Consider the following 20,989-nt stretch of genomic DNA (forward strand, 5'->3'; position numbering starts at 1 on the left):
AATTTCCGTTATTTGATTATGATGAAAGCGATAAAAACCCTTAACCTGTTAGTTATCCTAATGATTGCAGGTATTGGCGCAATGGCGCAGGATATTATAGTGATAGAACCCGGAAATTTCATCCGCGGAACCATCCAGGGAACCGACTATTCGACCGTAATTTTCACTAAAGACGACGAATCTGTGGTAAAATTCAAAGCTTCAGACATCCATGAATTTGTGTGGAATGGGGAAACGTATGTGAGTAAACCCGTAGTGATCAATAAAAAGAAGGAGTACAAGTTTTTCAAAATCATCGAACATGGCCCGATCAACCTGTATTCAAGAGGTGGAAATGCGTTGGCTGATGCTCCGGAGCCTAAAAAAACGCGGATTATACCGAGTATTGGCATTGGAGCCGGTACAGGTAGTTTCGGCAGTGGCGTAGGAATTGGTGCCGGAATCACCATTTTAGGTGGCCGCAGACAAGATCCGCCGGCAAGGAAAATGATGCCTGCTACCTTCTTTATAGAGAAGCCAGGCACTGGCCGATTGATGGAAATGCCTGTTGAAGGTGCCGGAATACCGGAGAAAAACGAGCAGATCAAGAAAGTATTATTGGAACAACTAGGCGACGATGCGGATCTGGCAGAAAGAATAAAAGCGACAGAAAACTTTGATTCAAAGTTAATTATCGCTTTTGTGACGGCTTACAATGAAGCCCATAAAAATTAAAGATTTACTTTTTTGCTTTACAGATACAACTATCCAGGTGGTCGTTAACCATGCCTGTGGCCTGCATATGCGCATAGCAAATCGTTGTCCCGAAGAACTTAAAGCCCCGTTTTTTCATGTCTTTACTGATGGCATCCGATATTTCTGTACGCGCAGGAACGTCTGCTAAAGTCTTTACTACGTTCACAATGGGCTTTTTATCCGGCAGGAATCCCCAGATAAAATCTGAAAATGAACCAAATTCTTTTTGGATATCAATAAAAAGACGCGCATTGGTGATCGCTGCTTTTACCTTTAATTTGTTCCTGATGATACCCGGGTCGTTCATTAATCGCTCCTCATCGGCTTCCGTAAATGCGGCTACTTTTTGCACGTCGAAATTTGCAAAAGCAGCTTGATACCCTGCTCTACGCTTTAGAATGGTGATCCAGCTGAGACCAGCCTGGGCACCTTCGAGAATTAGAAATTCGAATAAGGTCTGGTCGTCATAAACCGGCTTACCCCATTCTTCATCGTGGTATTTTACATATAAAGGATCGGTACCACACCATCCGCATCTGATAATTTCTGACATCGTATAATCTACTAAAGTAAGTCGCTTAAAGTTCCAGCAAAGGATTCCAAAGCAGGTTTTTAAAATTCTGCACCTTATCATTTTTCACCAGTACCCCTTCTGCTTCCAGCAATTCCTGCATCATTTCCGGAGTCTTAAAATGGAACTTCCCGGTCAGCAAACCGGAACTATTCACCACCCGATGGGCGGGAACAGGCGGATGCGCGGCACCGGCAGTACTCATGGCATAACCTACCATACGAGCGGAACCACCGGCGCCTAAACTTTTCGCAATTGCACCATAAGAAGACACCCTTCCTTTAGGAATGAGCCTCACCAATTCAAAAACCTGGTCATAAAATGATTGCTCCATGGCAGTTTTTTAAGGTTACCTATTCAAAAGAGAACTGTATATAATTGATATTTTTATCATGTTTCAAATAGATACGCTCGTAATGAGTTTTAATCTTTAAAACGTCATCATAGTATTCCGAAGTATATAAATGATCTGTTTTCTTATGACAAATTAAGCCCAATTCCGCTACTTTTTCAACGGTATATGCGTATAAACCATCATTATCAGTTTTCAAATTTACTCTTCCACCAGGTTTAAGCAGGATTTTGTACATATCCAGGAAGCGATCATAAGTTAATCTTTTCTTCTCTCTGCTGTCCTGAGGCTGCGGATCAGGGAAAGTAATCCAGATCTCATCCACTTCTCCTTTGGCGAAGTATTCCGTCAGGTCTTCAATCTGAATTCTCAGGAAGGCCAGGTTTTCAATGTTCTCATCCACACCTGTTCTTGCGCCTCTCCAGATACGGTTTCCTTTTAAATCGATCCCGATGAAGTTTTTCTCCGGAAAGAATTTCGCCATGTTTACCGAGTATTCTCCTTTACCACAAGCCAGTTCCAATACAATTGGCTGCTCATTTTTGAAATGTTCTGAACCCCATTTACCCTGTAAAGGTTTCCCTTCTTCCATCTGATATACATTGGAAAAAGTATCTATCTCTGCAAATTTTCTTAATTTATCTTTACCCACTACTAAAATATTTTTATGCAAAAATACAATTAAATCAGTGTCTTAAAGATGATGCGAACTATTTCGTAGTTTTGCCCCTATAATCGAATTTTAATTGGAAAAGAACGCAAAAATATATGTAGCCGGCCATCGCGGTATGGTAGGCTCCGCAATCTATCGTAAGCTGGTTAAGGAAGGATATACCCAACTGATCACCAGAACTTCATCGGAACTGGATTTACGCAATCAGCAGGATGTGGCCGACTTCTTTGCAGCAGAAAAACCGGAATATGTTTTCCTTGCCGCAGCAAAAGTGGGTGGCATTATTGCCAATAACACCTACAGAGCAGACTTTTTATATGAAAATCTTTGCATTCAGAACAATGTGATCCATGAGGCTTACAAAACCGGGGCAACGAAACTGATGTTCTTAGGATCGAGCTGTATTTATCCGAAACTGGCACCTCAGCCATTGAAAGAAGAATACCTGCTGACCGGCCTGCTGGAAGAAACCAATGAGCCTTATGCCATTGCTAAAATCGCGGGAATCAAAATGTGTGAAGCTTACAGAGCGCAATACAACTGCAATTTTATCTCGGTAATGCCGACCAATTTATACGGTTATAACGACAATTATCACCCGCAAAACTCCCATGTGCTGCCTGCCTTGATCCGTAAGTTTCATGAAGCAAAGGTAAATGGGGTTACGGAAGTCAACATCTGGGGTTCCGGATCTCCAATGCGCGAGTTTCTTTTTGCCGATGATCTGGCAGATGCCTGTTATTTCCTGATGCAAAATTATAACGAAGCTGGCTTTGTGAATATCGGAACCGGAGTAGACCTGAGCATCAAAGATCTTGCTTTACTGATCAAAAAAGTGATCGGTTTTGAAGGAGAATTGACTTTAGACAGCAGTAAACCTGATGGAACACCTCGTAAATTAATGGATGTTTCTAAACTGCATGAATTAGGCTGGAAACACACTATAGAACTGGAAGAAGGCATTAAAATGGCTTATCTGGACTTTTTAGCGAAACATATTTAGGTCACAACTAAACCTACATCAAGGTCATATAGTTTAAATTGATATCTTTGCCAAACTAGATAAATTTTAACTATATGACCTTAGTTCAACTGGAATACATTGTTGCCGTAGATACCTACAGAAGCTTTGTTGGCGCCGCAGAAAAGTGTTTTGTGACACAGCCAACCTTAAGCATGCAGGTACAAAAGCTGGAAGAAATGCTGAATGTCAAAATCTTTGACCGCAGCAAACAACCGGTAGTCCCTACAGAAATCGGCGCCCAGGTGATTGAACAGGCCAGACTGGTGCTACAGGAAAGCCAAAAGATCAAAGAAATTATTAGTAGTCAGCAGCAAGACGTTGTAGGTGAGCTTAAAGTAGGGATTATTCCTACGGTGGCCCCTTATTTACTACCCAGGGTGATCTCCGGAATGATGGAAAAATTTCCTGATTTGAAGCTGCTGATCTGGGAATATACTACTGAAGACATCATTCACCACCTGAAAACGGGGGTATTGGATTGTGGTATTCTGGCCACCCCCCTTGCCGACAACCATATCCATGAGCTTCCGCTGTATTATGAAAACTTTGTGACTTATATCAGCAAGAACAGCAAGCTTTATAAAAAGAAAACTATTGATGCCAATGACCTGGAAGAAGAAAACATCTGGCTTCTAAATGAAGGGCATTGTATGCGATCTCAGGTTTTAAATATTTGTCGCTCTACCAAAGACAATCGCCTGGCCGGATTAACCTATAACACGGGCAGTGTAGAAACCCTGATCCGCATGGTAGATGTGAATAATGGCGCAACTTTACTTCCTGAACTGGCTTTAACCGACCTGAGCAGTAAACAACTCAGCAAAGTACGCCATTTTAAGTCCCCAGAACCGGTTAGAGAGATCAGTCTGGTGACTCATAAGAACTTCATTAAGAAACGCATGCTGAACGCTTTAAAAGAAGAAATTCTGGCAGTGATTCCTAAGGCCATGAAACAGAAAAAGAGAAAAGATATTGTTGGGATTTAAGGGGCTATTGAAAATACGCCTGTTGACTCCTGATTGATTGCTGCTAAAAGCAAAAGATCATAAATGAAAAAAGCCTGTAAGGAGTTCCTTACAGGCTTTTCTTTTGAAAACTCGTTGACTATGCTTTTTTGAAACGTTCAGCAACTGCATCCCAGTTTACTACATTCCAGAAAGCTGCAATATAATCAGGACGTCTGTTTTGATATTTTAAGTAGTAAGCATGTTCCCATACGTCCATACCCAATAGTGGAGTACCTTTTACTTCAGCGATATCCATTAATGGACTATCTTGATTTGGCGTAGAACATACTGCTAATTTTTTCTCAGGAGTAACGATTAACCAAGCCCATCCAGAACCAAAACGAGTAGCACCAGCTTCTGCGAATTTAGTTTTGAAATCAGCGAAAGAACCGAAAGCAGCATTGATTGCTTCAGCCAATTCACCTTTAGGTTCGCCACCTTTGTTTGGGCCTAAAATTTCCCAGAATAAAGAGTGGTTATAGTGACCACCACCGTTGTTTCTTACTGCTGCAGGAAACTTAGAGATGTTTTTAATGATTTCTTCGATGCTCTGATTCGCTTCTGGCTTACCTTCTAAAGCTTTGTTTAAGTTGGTAACGTATGCCTGGTGATGTTTACCGTGGTGAATTTCCATAGTAAGTTTATCAATATTCGGTTCTAGTGCATCTGTTGCGTAAGGTAACGCAGGTAATTCAAAAGCCATATTATTATATTTTAAGGTTAAATATTATTTCTTGTACAAATATAACATTCAAAGCTTAGTTTTTGTTCAATAGTTTGTCAAGTTAGCCTCTTTTGTTGGCGAAAAACCGCGTCATTAAGGACCCGCATTGCTCTGCCAGTACGCCACCCTTCAATTCCGTTTTCGGGTGAAGCAGGTTCGCATTTTTGGAGCTAAAACCGCGTTTAGGCTCTGTAGCGCCATAAACAAGGCGTCCGATTTGCGTCCAGTAGCTTGCACCGGCACACATTACACAAGGTTCAATCGTAACATATAAAGTGCAATCTTTGAGGTATTTACCCCCTAAAGTCTGTGCTGCGGCAGTAAAAGCCTGCATTTCCGCATGCGCAGTAACATCATTCAATTGTTCGGTGAGGTTATATCCACGGCCCACAATCCTTCCTTTACACACGATAATCGCCCCGATCGGGATCTCTTCTGCATCATAGGCTTTCTGCGCTTCCTGCAAAGCAAGGCGCATATAATGTTCATCCTGAGCAGCAGGATCTTCTTCTTCTGAAAAATTAAAATAAGTCATTTAACACATTTTACTGCCATTCGGCACGGTACCATTTAACGTTGTCAACACAATATCGCCATGCTCATCTGCAAAACCCGTTACCAGGAACTCAGACATAAACTTACCGATCTGTTTTTTGGGAAAATTGACGACGCCTACAATTTGCTGACCCACAAGCTCTTCTTTTGAATAATGCTTCGTCACCTGCGCACTGCTCATTCTGATACCGTAGTCGCCGAAATCAACTTTCAGCTTGTAAGCGGGCTTTCTGGCCTCCGGAAATTCTAAAACCTCCAGAACCGTCCCTGCACGAAGTTCGACTTTTTCAAAATCATTCCAGGTTATTTCTTCCATCCGCTAAAATTACAACTTATTGCTAAAACGCCAAGGTCTTTAATCGAAGCGCAGAAAAACAGATCCTGAACTGGTTTAGTTGTAGTCGGGAACAGTGTTTATACTGGTTATGGTTGCCTAAACTATAGGAAAGGGTCTGGATACCTAAATGTACATCAAACTATGAACAACTCATCCTGACCCCTTTCCATACTCTATCCGAAGATGCCACTCTTCCCGACCACAACCCGACCACAACCCCTCCATTTTGGCAAAATCCCGGCGGTTCTGGAATCAATCTGATTATTTTAAGTAATTTTGCAGCCAGCCGGAACACCATGGTACCCATTCAAGAACTTACTTATTTTGCTTTAGCCGCTTTAATGCTGGTTCTGAGTCCGGGGCCGAACATGGTTTACCTGATTTCCCGGTCTATCACACAGGGCCGCAATGCCGGTCTGGTTTCTTTAGCCGGATTAATGTGCGGATTCCTTTTCCATATTTTCATGGTCGCTTTTGGCCTCACGGCCGTCGTGTTTGCAGTTCCTCATGCTTTTACCGCGATTAAAATTCTAGGGGTGATTTACCTGCTTTATCTGGCCTACCAGTCCGTTAACCCAAATGGGAAGCCTTTATTTGAGGCCAATACCACATTAGCCAATGATCCACCGGCAAGACTTTTCAAAATTGGCGTGATTACCACGATGCTTAATCCTAAAGTCGCGGTGTTCTATTTGTCGTTGTTCCCTTATTTCATCAAACCAGAATATGGTTCGGTATTTCTACAAAGCATACAATTAGGACTTACCCAAGTCAGTATCAGTGCTTCAATTAACTTTTTAATCGTGTTGAGTGCGGCACAGGTTGCCCGGTTCTTTGCCAACAATCCAACCTGGGTAAAGGTGCAGAAATGGGTAATGGCAGCAGTGTTAGTGGGTATGGCGATAAAAATGGGTTTGAGCGCCGCAGCATAATATTTCAAATCATCATCCTGGTTCCTTAACGAAAAACGCAACTGTTTTACAGTAGGAATTGCTATATTTATAACAATTACAGTACGAAATAATCGTTTTACAGTAAAAATCATCATTATGGAACTTAGATCTGCCGGAAATCTATGGCTACAAGAAAAACTTGGTTTAAAACAATTCTCCATATCACACCGCTCCTATATTGGCAGTAATGGGAAGATTGAACTGGCTCAAACCGGGGAAATCAACCAGATCTATGGCATAAAGTACGCCCCATCAAATGATATGGTTCCGGATCATCTGGAATTTGCTTTGAAATACGATGATTTGAATCTATTCTTCCTAAAAAAGGTATTCCAGCATACCGATCCGCAGGAACTGATTAATTATATTGAAGCTGCTCCATCAGGAAGGTATGCGCGCAGAATAGGTTTCCTGTATGAATTTCTGACTCAAAAAGAGCTGGACCTAAATATCGAAATAACCGGAAATTATGTCGATTTACTGAGTACTCAACATTACATTACGGGAGAAAGCATAAAAAATAAACGTTGGAAAATCAATGACAACCTTTTGGGGACTGTTGATTTTTGTCCGGTCATCAAAAGAACGGAGCATTTAGATGAGTTACTGAAATTTGACTTAAAAGCTGGTCTAAGTCATTTGAAAGAAGCTTATTCTCCGGAAATTTTCCATAGAGCAACGAACTATTTGTACAATAAGGAGACCCGATCTTCTTATGAGATAGAAAAAGAAAAGCCTACTCCGCAACGTATGGAAAGGTTCATCAGTTTATTGATGCAGGCAGGCAGGGAAGCTCCGGAGGAAACACTCAGCGAGGAAAAACTAAAAGTCTTACAAAATGCCATAGTTGATCCCCGGTTTGCAGCACCAGGATTTCGTGATTTTCAAAACTACATCGAAATGACCCTTCCGGGGTATATCGAACAGGTGCAATATATCTGCCCCCCGCCACAATATGTAGCATCAATGATGCAGGGATTACGCGCGCTTCCTGCGAAAACACAAGGCACTCCCTCGATGGTTCGTTCTGCAATAATCGCATTTGGCTTCGTCTTCATACACCCTTTTGAGGACGGAAATGGCAGACTCCATCGCTTTTTAATTCATGATATGCTGGTTAGAGATGGACTGGTGTCCGACGGACTGATTATTCCGATATCTGCACACATGCTAAACCATATTAAGGAGTATGATCGCGTATTGGAAAATTACTCCAGACCGCTGATGCGCATGATCAAATACACAAAAACCGACGCTGGTGAAATTACAGTCGAGAATCCCGAAGAAATAGAAAGTTATTTCCGTTATCCGGATTTAACCGCTCAAAGCACCTTCTTAGCAGAGACCATAAAGGCTACATTGACTGAAGATATGCCAGATGAATTGCTATTTATTCAGCGCTATGATCAACTTAAAAGTGAAATTCAACAAATTGTAGATATGCCCGACAAAGCGATTAACAGCATGATCGTTTTTCTTCATCAAAATAAAGGTGCTTTTCCTAAACGCAGAAGAAAGGATTTTGAAAAGTTGCTGGACGAAGAAATCCAGGCTATGGAGGAAATTTACCGGGAGCTTTTCAATCAAAAATAATCGTTTTACAGTAAAAAGTCTGGAATACAACAGTTTTACAGTACCATTTATACGTTTTACAGTAAAATTTCCGTTTCAACTATACCTTGATTATTTTTTCAACCAAATCCTTCAAACTAAAAAGAGCATTGTTTTTCCTAACTTTGCAGCATGATTGATGTAATACTTAAAAAAGGAAAAGAAAAAGCGGCAATGCTTCACCATCCCTGGATCTTTTCAGGAGCAGTGGAGAAAATTAAGGGAAAGCCAGAAAATGGTGAAATCGTTAAAGTTTGTTCTGCAGCAGCAGAATTTCTTGCCTATGCGTATTACAATGCGGAATCAAGAGTAGCATTGAGGTTAATGGAATGGGACGAAAGTAAGACCATTGACAAAGCCTGGTACCAGTTAAAAATTCGCGAGGCGATTGCTTCGAGACAGCGTGTCCTAAACGAAAACACCAATACCTGTAGATTAGTATTCAGTGAAGCTGATTTTCTTCCTGGATTAATCGTAGATAAATATGCAGATTTCCTTTCCCTTCAGATCCTGAGTTCAGGAATGGAGCTGGCGAAACCATTGCTGGTTGAAATCTTAATTGAAGAGTTAAACCCAAGAGGAATTTTCGATAAAAGTGATGCCAGTGCGCGTAAACATGAAAACATGGAAGCAGCACAAGGCTTAATCTGGGGCGAAACGCCACCGGAATTCATTGAAGTTAAAGAAAACGGAATCGCTTACCACATCAATATTGCAGACGGACAAAAATCCGGTTTCTATTGTGATCAACGTGATAACCGCGATATTCTTGCCGCTTATACCAAGGATAAAAATGTGTTGGACAGCTTCTGCTATAGCGGTGGTTTCACCTTAAACAGCTTAAAACATGGTGCAGCACATGTAACCAGTGTAGACAGCTCTGCATTAGCCATCGAAACCTTAAAACATAATCTGGAACTTAACGGAATGGACGCTTCCCGTCAGGAAAGCATTCAATCTGACGTGAACAAACAATTACGTGCTTTCAAAGAAGAAGGCAAGAAATTCGATGTGATCGTATTAGATCCACCTAAATATGCCCCTTCCCGTTCTGCATTAGACAGAGCTGCAAGAGCTTATAAAGACTTAAACAGACTAGGTATGCTATGTCTTGAAAAAGGCGGCCTCTTAGCTACTTTCTCTTGTTCGGGAGCGGTAGACATGGAAACATTCAAGCAAATCGTTGCCTGGGCTGCTTTAGACGCAGGAAGAGAAGTGCAGATCCTGAAACAATTTCACCAACCAGAAGACCATCCAATCCGGGTTTCATTCCCTGAAGGTGAGTACCTGAAAGGTTTGTTACTAAGAGTACTTTAGTCGGCAGGTTCTTTGGAACCTTCAGACAATTGATCATATTCCCCTTTCAGCGCATAATAGCCGAATATTACGAGGCCTGCGCTGATTGGGATAAAAATGAATAAGATAATCCCCCATTGCAGGGCCGTATTCGTCTTTTGCACCCCTTCCGCAGCGAGTCCTACTTTTTCATAAGCCTGCAAGAATAAAAAGATGATCGATGCCGGGCCCAATATCATCCAAAACAGTCCTAATCCTTTTCTTAATCCGTTCATAATCTTGTTTTTTACAGGGTTAATCTTCAATTTCTGCTTCCACAGGTTTTTTATTAGACAGGTAAATTGCGCCAATTACAAAGCTTAAACTGGCAATGCCGATCGGATACCAGAGGCCGGATAAAGGCGTGGAACCGGAGAAACTGGCGATCAGCGTAGCGATAAAGGGCACCAGACCACCAAATACTCCATTTCCAACATGGTAAGGCAGCGACATGGAGGTGTATCTGATTTTTGTAGGGAATAATTCCACTAAAAACGCCGCTATAGGGCCATAAACCATGGTTACCAATAGAATTTGAAAGAAAATAAGCGCTACAAATTTCCAGAATATAGGGGTTGATAGTTTTTTATCTTTCAGCAGTTCCGGATGGATTTCCAGCGGTTTATCCGCTGCCGCAAATTTTGTATGAGATTGTACTTTATGGTAGCTGTTGCCGTCTAGCAGAGTCACCAGCGCAGTGGTCGTAATCAGGCTATCCGCAGTTCCATTAATCGCGGTACGCGTAACCACAGGGTCAGCAACCGAAGAAATATCCTGCTGTGTCACTTTGCTAAAATCCGTATCGTCTAAAAAGATCTGATAGATTGGCCGGTAAAAGATAATCCCCAGCAACATTCCGGTCAGCATAATCCATTTCCTGCCTACCCGGTCGCTCCAGGAGCCAAAGATCACAAAGAAAGGGGTTGCAAAGGCGATTCCCCAAAGCAGAATATACCTGGAATCATTAAAATCGACCTTACAGGTGTTTTCAATGAAGGATTGCGCATAAAATTGTCCGGTGTACCAGATCACGCCTTGTCCCATGGTAGCGCCAAATAAGGCCAGCAAGACCATTTTAAAGTTCGCTTTATTATTGAAACTTTCTTTTAAAGGGTTTTTCGAAACTTTTCCTTCTGTTTTCAATTTGGTAAACATCGGAGATTCGTGCATTTTCATCCGGATATAAATGGATACCCCTACCAGGAGGATAGATAGTAAAAATGGAATCCTCCAACCCCAGGCCGCAAAATCATCTGCACCCAACAGGTTTTTGGTGAGTACAATCACGCCCAGCGATAAGAATAATCCGCCTGTAGCAGTCGTTTGAATCCAGCTGGTAAAAAATCCGCGTTTATTGGCGGGTGCATGTTCGGCTACATAAGTAGCGGCACCGCCATATTCACCACCCAATGCAAGGCCTTGCACCAAACGCAGGATCAACACTAAAATAGGTGCAGCATAGCCGATACTCGAATAAGAAGGGATCAGACCGATTAAAAAGGTGGAACCACCCATCAATACCAAAGTCAGCAAGAACGTGTATTTACGGCCTATTAAATCGCCGAGGCGGCCAAATACCAAGGCGCCAAAGGGCCTCACGATAAAGCCTGCGGCAAAAATGGCCAGCGTATTGATCAGCGCAGAAGCCCCTGCATCCGCAGGAAAGAGCTGTGCCCCGATAATTGTAGCCAGGCTACCGAAAATGTAAAAATCATACCATTCGATCAGTGTCCCCAGAGAAGAGGCACCGATGACTTTGAAAATACTGTTCTTCTGTAGTTCCGGGTTCATACGTTAAGGAAAATTTGGCTTCTGAAATAAAGCTACTATTTATTCTTAACTATTAATTGTCAACAAAAGGAATTCGCAAAAAAAGAACCAGATCTTTTAGAGAATCTAAATGATCTGGTTCTTTTGATTATAATTTGATACTAAAAGAAAGTTTTATTCTTCTTCTTTGAAATACACTTTGTAGTAGTTCATCGACTTGTCTTCATCATAGCCCTTCTCAATCAGCTCTTTATCTCCGTGAATATAGATATGGAAATTCTTATCGAGCTTCAAGACGCTTTTATAGGCTCTGGTTTGCTTTTTTACCGCAGCACCGGAGATGTCGAAAGTATCTGCAATCGGAGCGTCAAACTCTTCTTCATAACTCTTTTTATAGTTCTTGAAAGACTCAATTCCTTCCGCATTACCAATCACTTCATTGGAGAACTCATCCAGGTCGAAACTCTCTTTTTCCTTGAAATATTTCATGGATTTATTCAGTAAATCGATCTTATCCGCTTTGGAAATATCAAATTCCTGATCCAGTTTTTCGGTTACAAAGTTCTTTACCACGCCCAGAACGCTGTTAGTCTGGTTAAAGTTGTCATTTCTGATTTTCAATTTCAAAAACTCATCTTTCCAGTACACTGCTTCTGCACTTTTATTGGTCTGGTCGATCACTGCTACACGGAAACCTTCTGCTTTGTCGGTATTAAAGATCAGACAGCCTTTATCCAGCTTATTGATGTTAATGGCATCCTCTTCGTAGCCCAAACCAAAGCCACCTTCTTCCGGATAAACCTTTAGGAAAGACTCTTTAGTTTCTGATTTAAAGATTCCGATGGCATCATGAAGTTCCCCTTCAATCTGCACATTTTCAAAATAAGCGACATACAACTCCCCTGGTTTGATTTTCGGATGTCCCGAAACATCATACAGGTATTTTGCCATTTCCTTACTGTTTTCATGAAATGTAGTGCCATCCTCAAAAATTTTGGAAGCAAAATGATACACCTCATTCAGGTTTAAATCGGCATTCGGGTGTGTGAAATGATAAATCTCGTTCACTTTCGCAAAAGGGCCCAGAAAATACTGTTGCAGCAGATTGCTCAACATATTGTCTTTTATAGGGATAGACTTTTCAGACAATACATAAAACTCGTCCTGTGCCTTGTTTCCAATGCGATGTATAGATAATTCGGCCAATGCGGCTTCAAAGAATGAAATCATGCGGTAAAATTACTGGTTTTCGTGCGGGGTATTTCTAAGTTCTACAGGTTTATTGCTTTTCTTCATTTTCAGGTTCAGCATTTCTACCAATACCGAGAAGGCCATAGCAAAATAGATATATCCTTTAGGGATGTGTTGATCCAATCCTTCTGCCAGTAGCGAAACGCCAATTAACAACAAGAATGATAAAGCCAACATCTTCACTGTAGGGTGTTTATTCACGAAATTACTGATGGCTGATGCCGATACCAACATGATCAATACGGCAATTACTACTGCAATAATCATGATCTCAATATGATCTGCCATACCTACTGCGGTAATCACAGAATCTAAAGAGAATACCACATCTAAAATCAGGATCTGGATGATAATACCCATAAAAGAGTGAACTTTTCCTTTGATACCTGCTTCTTCTTCGCCTTCCAGCTTCTGGTGAATCTCATGGGTACTTTTATAAATCAGGAACAATCCTCCGATGATCAGGATCAGGTCCCTTCCGGAAATCGCCAGTTTTGCCAGCCATTCTGCATTGCTGATGCCGATCCAATCGCCAACATTAAACAATGGAGCCGTTAGTTTCATCACCCAGGTGAGCGACAATAACAACAATACTCTGGTAATCATCGCCAGGCCTAAACCTACCTGACGTGCTTTTTTTTGCTGGTCAGCAGGTAGTTTCCCTGCTAAAATTGAGATAAATACGATGTTATCAATCCCCAGCACAATCTCCAGGATCGTTAAGGTAATGAGTGATATCCAGGCCTCCGGGCTGCTAAAAATTTCCATATGAAATAAAATAAATCAAGCGACTAAGATATAAAAAAAGCCTGCTGAATTTATCAACAGGCTTTTGCTTAAATAGGCTATCCTATGAACTAAACATGTTTTAATTCAGAGAAATATTGCCGTAACTGGTGCGTATAGTCAGGTTCCCATTTCCACCGCTCCCGATCTTACCTTCGTAATTTTTGGTGCTTCCATTCTCAGAAGCCAACTTCGCATGAACATTATTTCCGGTGTTAAAGCTCCCATAACTGTTTTTAACGATAAGATCCGCGTTATAATTGCTGGCGAAACCAAGCGTAACCCCTGTATAATTACCGGTTACCGTTAAGTTTTTACAGCCTGTAAGCACATTATCGACCGACAGCTTATTATAAGACAGGCTGAAAGCCCCATCTCCTTTTAAAGTCCCCACCTTCACATTAACATATCCCGAATTGACCTGCAGCTTATTCACTGAACCAATCGTGAGGTTATTATATTGTTGTTTAATCGTCGCATTTCCATTGATCGTACCCAGGTTCACATTGGTATATTGTGCATTTAATTCCAGGTTATTTACCGAACCAATGCTCAAGCCCTTTCCGTATTGCTGTTTAATGCTGGCATCCCCTTTAATTGTATTAATTGTAACCCCAACATACTGCGCGTCGAGTTCCAGCGTGCCTACTGTACCGAGGTTTAAACCAGCACCATATTGTTGCTTGATCACCCCTTTATTCAGGCTTGCAATATCCGCCTTTCCATACTGCACATCTACATAGTTATTGGTACTGCCCAGATTCCCTGCGGTAAAAGAGCCATATTGAACTTTTGCATACAAGGCGCCCGAGAAATCGCCCATATTTAAGCCGCCATATTGATTATTAACCGTTAAAGCCATATTTGCAGGCATATAGACCAGATAATTGATCTTTACTTCTCTACGCCAGACCTTTCCCCGCTTTGTGCCGCTGCCATAATTGCCATCGTTAGACGAGAAAACCGTCTTAAAAGCAACCTGATCTCCGGTTTTACCCGATTCGATATTCACTTCTTCCAGCAAACGCTGTGCATCAGCGCCATCATTACTAAAAGCTTTGATATCGATATCTACTTTTACTTCTTTTCTATCCCAGGTTTTGATGATAATCCCGCCAAACTTGTTGTTCAGGTTTAGTTTATCCCCTGCATTTACAGAGAAAGTTTTTGAAACCTTCTTTGTCTTTACCGGTTCGTCGGAATTTTCCTGAGGATCTTGATTTCCCAAATCTAAGGGAGCAGAATGAGTTGATACAGCGACCAGACCCGAAAGTTTCGGCGCATTATTCAGTTCAATTACCACCGACTGTGCCTCGGCCACATTTGCAGCTAATAGCAGGCCACATACGCCCCAAACTAACGTTTTCATATTTGATTCTCCTCTTTATATTGATTTACCTGATGGATGATCGACAATTGTTGATTGATCACCTGTAATTGCAGCTCCAGATTTTTCACCATTGCCCTCACCACGACCTCTTGATTCGGACTGTTTTGCAGATCCTTCTTCATTTTTTCATAATCTCCGTCCAGCTGATTCAGATCTGCGCTGAACTTCGCATACAACACCGGGTTTTTCTTCGCAAAGACCTGCAAGCTGTCTTTCTTCTCTTCAATCAGACTGGCAAATTTCATTTCTTTCTTCCCATAAACAGGGCTGATGTCTGCGATTTGCAATTCCTGATCGCGGTTACGATAAGTATATATAAAAGTAACCGTCATGATCAGCATCAGCGATGCAGCTATACCGAACCAGAATGGCATCCCCGATTTTTTTTTTACTTTCTCTTTGTCCAATCCGGCATCAATTCTTGCCCATAACTGATCGGATGGTGTTTTAAAGTCAAACTCTTTTTTGTTTTCTTTAATGTATTCTTCTATGCTTCGCTTATTCATCGCTATACCCCTCTCTTTACTAATAAACTATTTAATTTCAATTTCGCCCGCATGTATTGTGTTCTCGAAGTGCTTTCAGATATTTTCAGAATATGAGCAATCTCCTCATGATCGTAACCTTCAAAAAGATATAAACTAATCACCACACGATATCGGTCGGGCAGGGCCGAAATAGCCGTTCTTACCTCCTCTACACGCCATTCCAGATCTTCTTCCTCCATTTGATCTATCGGCTCTGCAATATCAACCGCATCCATGCTCACAAACTCCACTTTACGTTTTCTCAGGTAATTGATCGATTTATTGATCACAATCTGCTTCAGCCAAAGGCCAAAAGTAGTTTCCCCTCTAAAGCTTTCTATCCGCGTAAAAGCGTCCAGAAAGGCCTCCTGCAAGACATCTTCCGCCTCATCATCAAAATTCACGATCCTCAGTGCCACGTTATACATAGCCTTAGCATACAACTTGTAAATCTCAAATTGTGCTTTCCGGTTTCCTTGCCGGCACTCCTGAACGAGTGTTATGTGTTTATCGATGTATACAGTTTCCAATGTTTTCCAATTCGCTTATAGGACGGATGATTTTTTAAAACGTTGCATCTACAACAAAAATAATTTGAATATACTAAGCTAAATTCAATGAGGGTTGAAATATCCGGTTCAAAATCAATATTTTTGGGACTTAATACTTTTAATAATGTTAAGAACAACTACTTGCGGAGCTCTAACTATTGAGAATTTAGGTGAAAATGTAATCTTATGTGGCTGGGTACAAAAATCCAGAGATTTAGGAGGGATGACTTTTATTGACATCCGCGACAGATACGGGATTACCCAACTTGTTTTCAATATGGACGACAACCGGGAATTATGCGAGGCAGCACGTAGCCTGGGCAGGGAATTTGTAATTAAAGCAAGCGGCCTTGTCGTAGAACGCTCTAACAAAAACCTTAAAATCCAAACCGGGGAAGTCGAGATCAAAATCACTGCCTTAGAAATACTAAATGCGTCAAAAATACCTCCTTTCATGATCGAAGATGAAACTGATGGTGGAGATGATTTGCGCATGAAATACCGTTACCTGGATCTACGTAGAAATCCGGTTCGTAACAACATGGTATTGCGTCATAAAATGGCTCAGGCCGTTCGTCGTTACTTAGACAAATTAGACTTTATTGAAGTAGAAACACCAGTATTGATCAAATCTACACCAGAAGGTGCAAGAGATTTCGTGGTGCCAAGCAGAATGAACGAAGGACAGTTTTATGCCCTTCCTCAATCTCCGCAAACCTTCAAACAGTTGTTAATGGTATCTGGATTTGACCGTTATTTCCAGATCGTAAAATGTTTCAGAGATGAAGATTTACGTGCCGACAGACAACCTGAGTTTACTCAAATCGATTGCGAAATGTCTTTCATCGAACAGGAAGACATCCTAAATACGTTCGAAGGACTGATCCGTACCCTATTCAAAGACCTTAAAGACTTTGATTTGCCGGAAGTTCAGAGAATGCAATATTCAGATGCCATGAAATTCTATGGTTCTGATAAACCAGATACCCGTTTTGACATGCAATTTGTGGAATTGACAGACCTGGTTAAAGGAAAAGATTTCCCTGTTTTTGATAGTGCAGAAATGATCATCGGTATCAATGCAACTGGCTGCGCAAGCTATACCAGAAAGCAAATGGACGAATTAACGGAGTTTGTAAAACGTCAGCAGATCGGGGCAACAGGCCTGATTTACATGCGTCATAACGAAGATGGTTCTCTAAAATCTTCTGTAGATAAGTTTTACAATGAGGAAGAACTGAAAAAATGGTCGGCAGCAATGAATACCCAACCGGGTGATTTAGTGTTGATCATGTCAGGATTAACCGATAAAGTGCGCAAGCAACTGAGCGAATTGCGCCTTGAAATGGGTACACGCCTTGGTTTACGTGATAAAAACAAATTCAGTGCCCTTTGGGTATTAGACTTCCCGCTTTTAGAATGGGATGAAGAATCTGAACGTTACCATGCGATGCACCACCCATTTACTTCTCCAAAACCAGAAGATATTGCCTTATTAGATACCGATCCGGGAAATGTAAGAGCAAACGCTTATGATATGGTCGTGAATGGAACGGAAATCGGTGGTGGTTCTATCCGTATCCACGATAGAGCACTACAAGCATTAATGTTCAAGCATTTAGGCTTCTCTCCGGAAGATGCACAGCAACAATTTGGCTTCCTGATGGACGCTTTCGAATTCGGTGCGCCTCCACATGGTGGTATTGCTTTCGGATTTGACAGGTTGTGTTCTATTTTCGCAGGTCTGGATAGCATCCGTGATGTGATCGCCTTCCCGAAAAACAACTCTGGAAGAGATGTGATGATTGATAGTCCTTCGACTATTGATGAGAAACAAATGAAAGAATTGAAAATCCAAACGACAGTTTAATTATTGTCCGGACATAAAAAAAGGAAGCTTTAGGGCTTCCTTTTTTTTTAATATCTAATTTTAATAGGTTTCACTATCTGGTGGAATGCCGTAATCGACTTCCAGCGGTGGTTTTTCTTTTATTTTCTTTGACTTGCTAAACCAGCCGGTTACTGAATTGAAGATGGCCGACAAATGCTCCGCGTCCAGCGACTTTCCAAGTTTCCCTGAGGCAAGGCTCACCAAAGCCTTTGTTACTAAGCCAGAGCCTTTAAAAAAGGTGCTGTTCATCACTAAAGGCAGTGCCATAGAAAGCACCTTGCTACTGATGTTAAATTTATCATCAATTTTAAGAAAGGCTGATGGCGTGGCGTATTTCTTAATAAAGCCGTTTATGGTAAACTGGTGCAGGTATTGTTTAGAATCTCCTGCCAATGCTTCCCCTTTAGCCGTATACTCAGATTTCAACAACCGCACTTGCAAGTGTAGATCCTCGATGTTATTGATGTTATACTTTCGGTTCATCTTCCTCCTCCTTATCCGCTAGTTTAGTAAAATAGCGTCTGATGGTAAAATTAATGATGGCCTTTTCAATGTATTTTTCTTTCGTAAAGAATACAACCAGGGCAAGCAGCAGGTAAATCAGCGCTACGCAGCCGAACCCCCTGGTGAAACTGCCCAGCACATCTGATAAAAACAGGGCTAAAGTAAAAGTACCAAACAGGAATGCCAGCAAAAAGCAAATCGCAACTGCGGCATTGGTAACCAGATCGGCGAACATTTTAGCGCCACGCTCAATCAGGTATAAACGGGTATATTCCAGTCGCGTATTTACATACTCCTTGGCATCCCCTACCAAATCCTCCAGATCTTTTTCTTTATTTTCCTGCATTACAATGTGATTTTACGATTCCTTATGCGTGTTCTAAATCATCTTCAAACTCTTCTTCTTCTTTACGAAGCTTCTCTTTCACAGTGCCTACAACTTTATCTTTTAAGCTCGCCAACTGATTAATTTCGTCCGCAGCTCTATCTCTGATGGTATCTCCAAGGTCTTTTAACGACTGGCTCAATTTATCTCTTGTTTCACTGCCTTTTTCCGGAGCAAATAGTAATCCCAATGCCGCACCCGCAGCTAAACCGGCTAAAAGCCCAATTAATACTTTTGAATTATCATTCATGACATTTACATTTTGTGTTGAATATTTATTTTGTTGATCCTGGAATATAGTAATTATAACGATTCCTCCTCAGAAATTGTTTTAATTCTTTCCAATATTTCCGCCACCAATGCGCTGTTTTCATCTATCCTGATCCATAAAACCAGGGTATGACCATAACAAGGCAGCGGAGACCAGACCTGATATTCCAGATAAGGGTATACCAATAACTACGCCAATTACAGTGAGCATGGGTAGAATATAGGCACAAAAGAAATACTTTGCTTTTAGATGTTCTCCAGATTAATCGCTCTCATTTTATTGTAAAGCGTTTTTCTGTCGATATTCAGGATTTTAGCTGCTTTAGTTTTGTTAAAATTCACTTCTCTAAGGACTTTCAAAATCGCGTCGTATTCTGCTTCTAAAGCCGCGTTTTTAAGGTCTCTCGGTTTCTCAGTACGGGCAATAGAGGTTTCCATCGCGGAAGCTTTTGCATAGGTAGAGATTTCCAATGGCAGGGCTTTCAATTGAATTTCCTGCGTTTCTGTCAGTAAGGAAGCCCTTCTGACCACATTTTTCAGCTCTCTGACATTTCCCGGCCAGTTGTAGGTCATGATACACTCTTCCACTTCTTCCGAAAAGCCATGGATTTTACGGTTCAGCTCCTGATTTGCTCCTTTTAAGAACGTATGTGCAAATAACATGATGTCGCTGCCGCGCATTCTCAATGGTGGCAAGCTCAAAGAGAACTCGTTAAACCTGTGGTATAAATCTTCCCTGAATCTACCCTTTTGAATGGCATCAGACAGGTTTTCATTGGTGGCCACGATGATTCTTACATCCAGTTCAATTTCTTTGGTGCTACCGATTCTCTTGATCTTACGCTCCTGTACGGTCCGCAATAAGGCCGCCTGGATTTCATAAGAAAGGTTTCCTACTTCATCTAAGAATAAAGTACCCCCGTTAGCCATTTCAAAGTGGCCGATTTTAGTATAAAGTGCGCCGGTAAATGATCCTTTTTCGTGACCGAAAAATTCACTTCCTGCCAATTCTTTTGTTAATGATCCGCAGTCCATGGCCACAAAAGGCTGGTTTTTACGGGGACTATTCAAGTGAATCGCCATCGCTACCGATTCTTTTCCTGTACCGCTTTCGCCAGTCAGGATGACACTATAAGTGGTTGGCGCAACCAGGTGAATCTGTCTTAACAGTTCCTTAGAAGCCGCACTTGATCCATTTACGAAGTTATCGGTGTGGTTATTAGCCGGTTTTGATCCTTTTTGCTTTGGTGCTTCATCCGGAATTTCGAGGCGGTTTACATTCAAAGCCATTTGGGTATCAATCGCCTTATTGATCGTATTTAGAATCTCATCAGGGTATAAAGGTTTAGTGATATAATCGTAGGCGCCCAGCTTAATGAGTTCTACAGCCAGTTTAATATCTGAATATCCTGTAATAATGATTACTCCAGTTCCCGGATAGCTTTCTTTAATTTTGATGAGCATTTCTTTACCATCCGTATCTTCCAGACGGTAATCACATAAAACCAGATCATAGCTTTCCTTTGCCAGATATTCCATCGCTGAAACACCACTTGTAGCTGTTGAGACGCTAAATGAATTTCTGGTTAAAAACTTAGAAAGTAATAAACCGATGTTTATTTCGTCGTCAACAATCAATATTTTTCTCATAGGGAAATTAAATAGTTTACTGCATTATAACCAGATAAATATAAATACTTTTTTTGTATGGGAAAAATTTTCTACAGTTTTAAATCCGACGCCCTATAAACCGGGCGGTTTTTACAAAATAAAAAAGCCCATTGAAA

General features: G+C 41.3%; 24 protein-coding genes. 7 read left to right on the forward strand and 17 right to left on the reverse strand.

Annotated elements, in window-relative coordinates; genetic code table 11:
* Positions 1–18: 18 nt before the first annotated feature.
* On the forward strand, positions 19–714 hold the full coding sequence (locus R2Q66_RS14500; protein WP_316750151.1) for a hypothetical protein: 696 nt from the start codon (positions 19–21) through the stop codon (positions 712–714).
* A 4-nt stretch (positions 715–718) separates the two neighbouring features.
* Here the strand turns inward: R2Q66_RS14500 and R2Q66_RS14505 are convergent, their stop codons facing one another.
* The 3 genes from R2Q66_RS14505 to trmB are packed head-to-tail and all read right to left on the reverse strand — an operon-like array spanning position 719 to position 2,310.
* The gene (locus R2Q66_RS14505) at positions 719–1,288 is read right to left on the reverse strand and encodes a DNA-3-methyladenine glycosylase I (protein WP_316750153.1); all 570 of its coding nucleotides are present in this window, start codon (positions 1,286–1,288) and stop codon (positions 719–721) included.
* A 25-nt stretch (positions 1,289–1,313) separates the two neighbouring features.
* Entirely contained in the window at positions 1,314–1,640 is a 327-nt protein-coding gene (locus R2Q66_RS14510) for an MGMT family protein (protein ID WP_316750156.1), read from the reverse strand.
* A 19-nt stretch (positions 1,641–1,659) separates the two neighbouring features.
* Complete coding sequence (gene trmB, locus R2Q66_RS14515; protein WP_316750578.1) at positions 1,660–2,310, reverse strand: tRNA (guanosine(46)-N7)-methyltransferase TrmB; 651 nt, start codon at positions 2,308–2,310, stop codon at positions 1,660–1,662.
* A gap of 94 nt (positions 2,311–2,404) precedes the next feature.
* On the opposite strand from trmB, the gene R2Q66_RS14520 reads away from it, so the two are divergent.
* Both R2Q66_RS14520 and R2Q66_RS14525 read left to right on the forward strand, forming a co-directional pair.
* Positions 2,405–3,334 (forward strand): GDP-L-fucose synthase, encoded by a 930-nt coding sequence (locus R2Q66_RS14520; protein WP_316750158.1) that lies wholly within the window; start codon positions 2,405–2,407, stop codon positions 3,332–3,334.
* 74 nt (positions 3,335–3,408) lie between these two features.
* Positions 3,409–4,341, forward strand: a complete 933-nt coding sequence (locus R2Q66_RS14525) for a hydrogen peroxide-inducible genes activator (RefSeq protein WP_316750160.1) — start codon at positions 3,409–3,411, stop codon at positions 4,339–4,341.
* Positions 4,342–4,459: 118 nt separating this feature from the next.
* Here R2Q66_RS14525 and R2Q66_RS14530 read toward each other — a convergent pair whose 3' ends face one another.
* The 3 genes from R2Q66_RS14530 to R2Q66_RS14540 form a co-directional block, all read right to left on the reverse strand.
* Complete coding sequence (locus tag R2Q66_RS14530) at positions 4,460–5,065, reverse strand: superoxide dismutase (protein WP_316750162.1); 606 nt, start codon at positions 5,063–5,065, stop codon at positions 4,460–4,462.
* Between the two features lie 82 nt (positions 5,066–5,147).
* Positions 5,148–5,621, reverse strand: a complete 474-nt coding sequence (locus R2Q66_RS14535; protein ID WP_316750164.1) for a nucleoside deaminase — start codon at positions 5,619–5,621, stop codon at positions 5,148–5,150.
* Positions 5,622–5,957, reverse strand: coding sequence for a tRNA-binding protein (locus tag R2Q66_RS14540; RefSeq protein WP_316750166.1), 336 nt, complete (start codon positions 5,955–5,957; stop codon positions 5,622–5,624). It abuts the gene before it with no gap.
* A gap of 317 nt (positions 5,958–6,274) precedes the next feature.
* Here R2Q66_RS14540 and R2Q66_RS14545 point away from each other — a divergent pair, with 317 nt between their 5' ends.
* The 3 genes from R2Q66_RS14545 to R2Q66_RS14555 all read left to right on the forward strand — a co-directional run bounded on the left by R2Q66_RS14545 (position 6,275) and on the right by R2Q66_RS14555 (position 9,859).
* Positions 6,275–6,910 (forward strand): LysE family translocator, encoded by a 636-nt coding sequence (locus R2Q66_RS14545; protein ID WP_316750168.1) that lies wholly within the window; start codon positions 6,275–6,277, stop codon positions 6,908–6,910.
* A gap of 117 nt (positions 6,911–7,027) precedes the next feature.
* Positions 7,028–8,524, forward strand: a complete 1,497-nt coding sequence (locus R2Q66_RS14550) for a Fic family protein (protein WP_316750170.1) — start codon at positions 7,028–7,030, stop codon at positions 8,522–8,524.
* A gap of 150 nt (positions 8,525–8,674) precedes the next feature.
* A complete protein-coding gene (locus R2Q66_RS14555; RefSeq protein ID WP_316750172.1) occupies positions 8,675–9,859 on the forward strand; it encodes a class I SAM-dependent rRNA methyltransferase in 1,185 nt (394 codons plus the stop codon).
* Here the strand turns inward: R2Q66_RS14555 and R2Q66_RS14560 are convergent.
* The 7 genes from R2Q66_RS14560 to R2Q66_RS14590 all read right to left on the reverse strand — a co-directional run bounded on the left by R2Q66_RS14560 (position 9,856) and on the right by R2Q66_RS14590 (position 16,131).
* The gene (locus R2Q66_RS14560) at positions 9,856–10,113 is read right to left on the reverse strand and encodes a DUF6814 family protein (RefSeq protein ID WP_316750174.1); all 258 of its coding nucleotides are present in this window, start codon (positions 10,111–10,113) and stop codon (positions 9,856–9,858) included. The two genes, R2Q66_RS14555 and R2Q66_RS14560, sit on opposite strands and share 4 nt — an antisense overlap.
* A gap of 19 nt (positions 10,114–10,132) precedes the next feature.
* Complete coding sequence (locus tag R2Q66_RS14565) at positions 10,133–11,668, reverse strand: MFS transporter (protein WP_316750176.1); 1,536 nt, start codon at positions 11,666–11,668, stop codon at positions 10,133–10,135.
* 153 nt (positions 11,669–11,821) lie between these two features.
* Positions 11,822–12,877: a nucleoid-associated protein gene (locus R2Q66_RS14570; protein WP_316750178.1), complete on the reverse strand. Its 1,056-nt coding sequence runs from the start codon at positions 12,875–12,877 to the stop codon at positions 11,822–11,824.
* Positions 12,878–12,886: 9 nt separating this feature from the next.
* The gene (locus R2Q66_RS14575; protein ID WP_316750180.1) at positions 12,887–13,666 is read right to left on the reverse strand and encodes a TerC family protein; all 780 of its coding nucleotides are present in this window, start codon (positions 13,664–13,666) and stop codon (positions 12,887–12,889) included.
* 100 nt (positions 13,667–13,766) lie between these two features.
* Positions 13,767–15,053 carry a hypothetical protein gene (locus R2Q66_RS14580; RefSeq protein WP_316750182.1) on the reverse strand — a complete coding sequence of 429 codons (1,287 nt, stop codon included), beginning with the start codon at positions 15,051–15,053 and terminating at the stop codon, positions 13,767–13,769.
* Complete coding sequence (locus R2Q66_RS14585; protein WP_316750184.1) at positions 15,050–15,580, reverse strand: hypothetical protein; 531 nt, start codon at positions 15,578–15,580, stop codon at positions 15,050–15,052. Before R2Q66_RS14585 ends, R2Q66_RS14580 begins: the two co-directional genes overlap by 4 nt.
* A 2-nt stretch (positions 15,581–15,582) precedes the next feature.
* Positions 15,583–16,131 carry a sigma-70 family RNA polymerase sigma factor gene (locus tag R2Q66_RS14590; RefSeq protein WP_316750185.1) on the reverse strand — a complete coding sequence of 183 codons (549 nt, stop codon included), beginning with the start codon at positions 16,129–16,131 and terminating at the stop codon, positions 15,583–15,585.
* A 145-nt stretch (positions 16,132–16,276) separates the two neighbouring features.
* Here R2Q66_RS14590 and aspS point away from each other — a divergent pair, with 145 nt between their 5' ends.
* Positions 16,277–18,022, forward strand: a complete 1,746-nt coding sequence (aspS, locus tag R2Q66_RS14595; RefSeq protein ID WP_316750187.1) for an aspartate--tRNA ligase — start codon at positions 16,277–16,279, stop codon at positions 18,020–18,022.
* Between the two features lie 60 nt (positions 18,023–18,082).
* Here aspS and R2Q66_RS14600 read toward each other — a convergent pair whose 3' ends face one another.
* From R2Q66_RS14600 to R2Q66_RS14615, 4 genes are all read right to left on the reverse strand, one after another.
* Complete coding sequence (locus tag R2Q66_RS14600; RefSeq protein WP_316750189.1) at positions 18,083–18,526, reverse strand: hypothetical protein; 444 nt, start codon at positions 18,524–18,526, stop codon at positions 18,083–18,085.
* The gene (locus R2Q66_RS14605; protein WP_316750191.1) at positions 18,510–18,893 is read right to left on the reverse strand and encodes a phage holin family protein; all 384 of its coding nucleotides are present in this window, start codon (positions 18,891–18,893) and stop codon (positions 18,510–18,512) included. The genes R2Q66_RS14600 and R2Q66_RS14605 overlap by 17 nt, the downstream gene beginning before the upstream one ends.
* 22 nt (positions 18,894–18,915) lie before the next feature.
* Positions 18,916–19,182, reverse strand: coding sequence for a YtxH domain-containing protein (locus R2Q66_RS14610; RefSeq protein ID WP_062546416.1), 267 nt, complete (start codon positions 19,180–19,182; stop codon positions 18,916–18,918).
* Positions 19,183–19,448: 266 nt separating this feature from the next.
* Positions 19,449–20,852 carry a sigma-54 dependent transcriptional regulator gene (locus tag R2Q66_RS14615; RefSeq protein ID WP_316750194.1) on the reverse strand — a complete coding sequence of 468 codons (1,404 nt, stop codon included), beginning with the start codon at positions 20,850–20,852 and terminating at the stop codon, positions 19,449–19,451.
* Positions 20,853–20,989 lie beyond the last annotated feature (137 nt).

Origin of the sequence: Pedobacter gandavensis (assembly GCF_032677645.1) — a bacterium.
Lineage (GTDB): Bacteria > Bacteroidota > Bacteroidia > Sphingobacteriales > Sphingobacteriaceae > Pedobacter > Pedobacter gandavensis_A.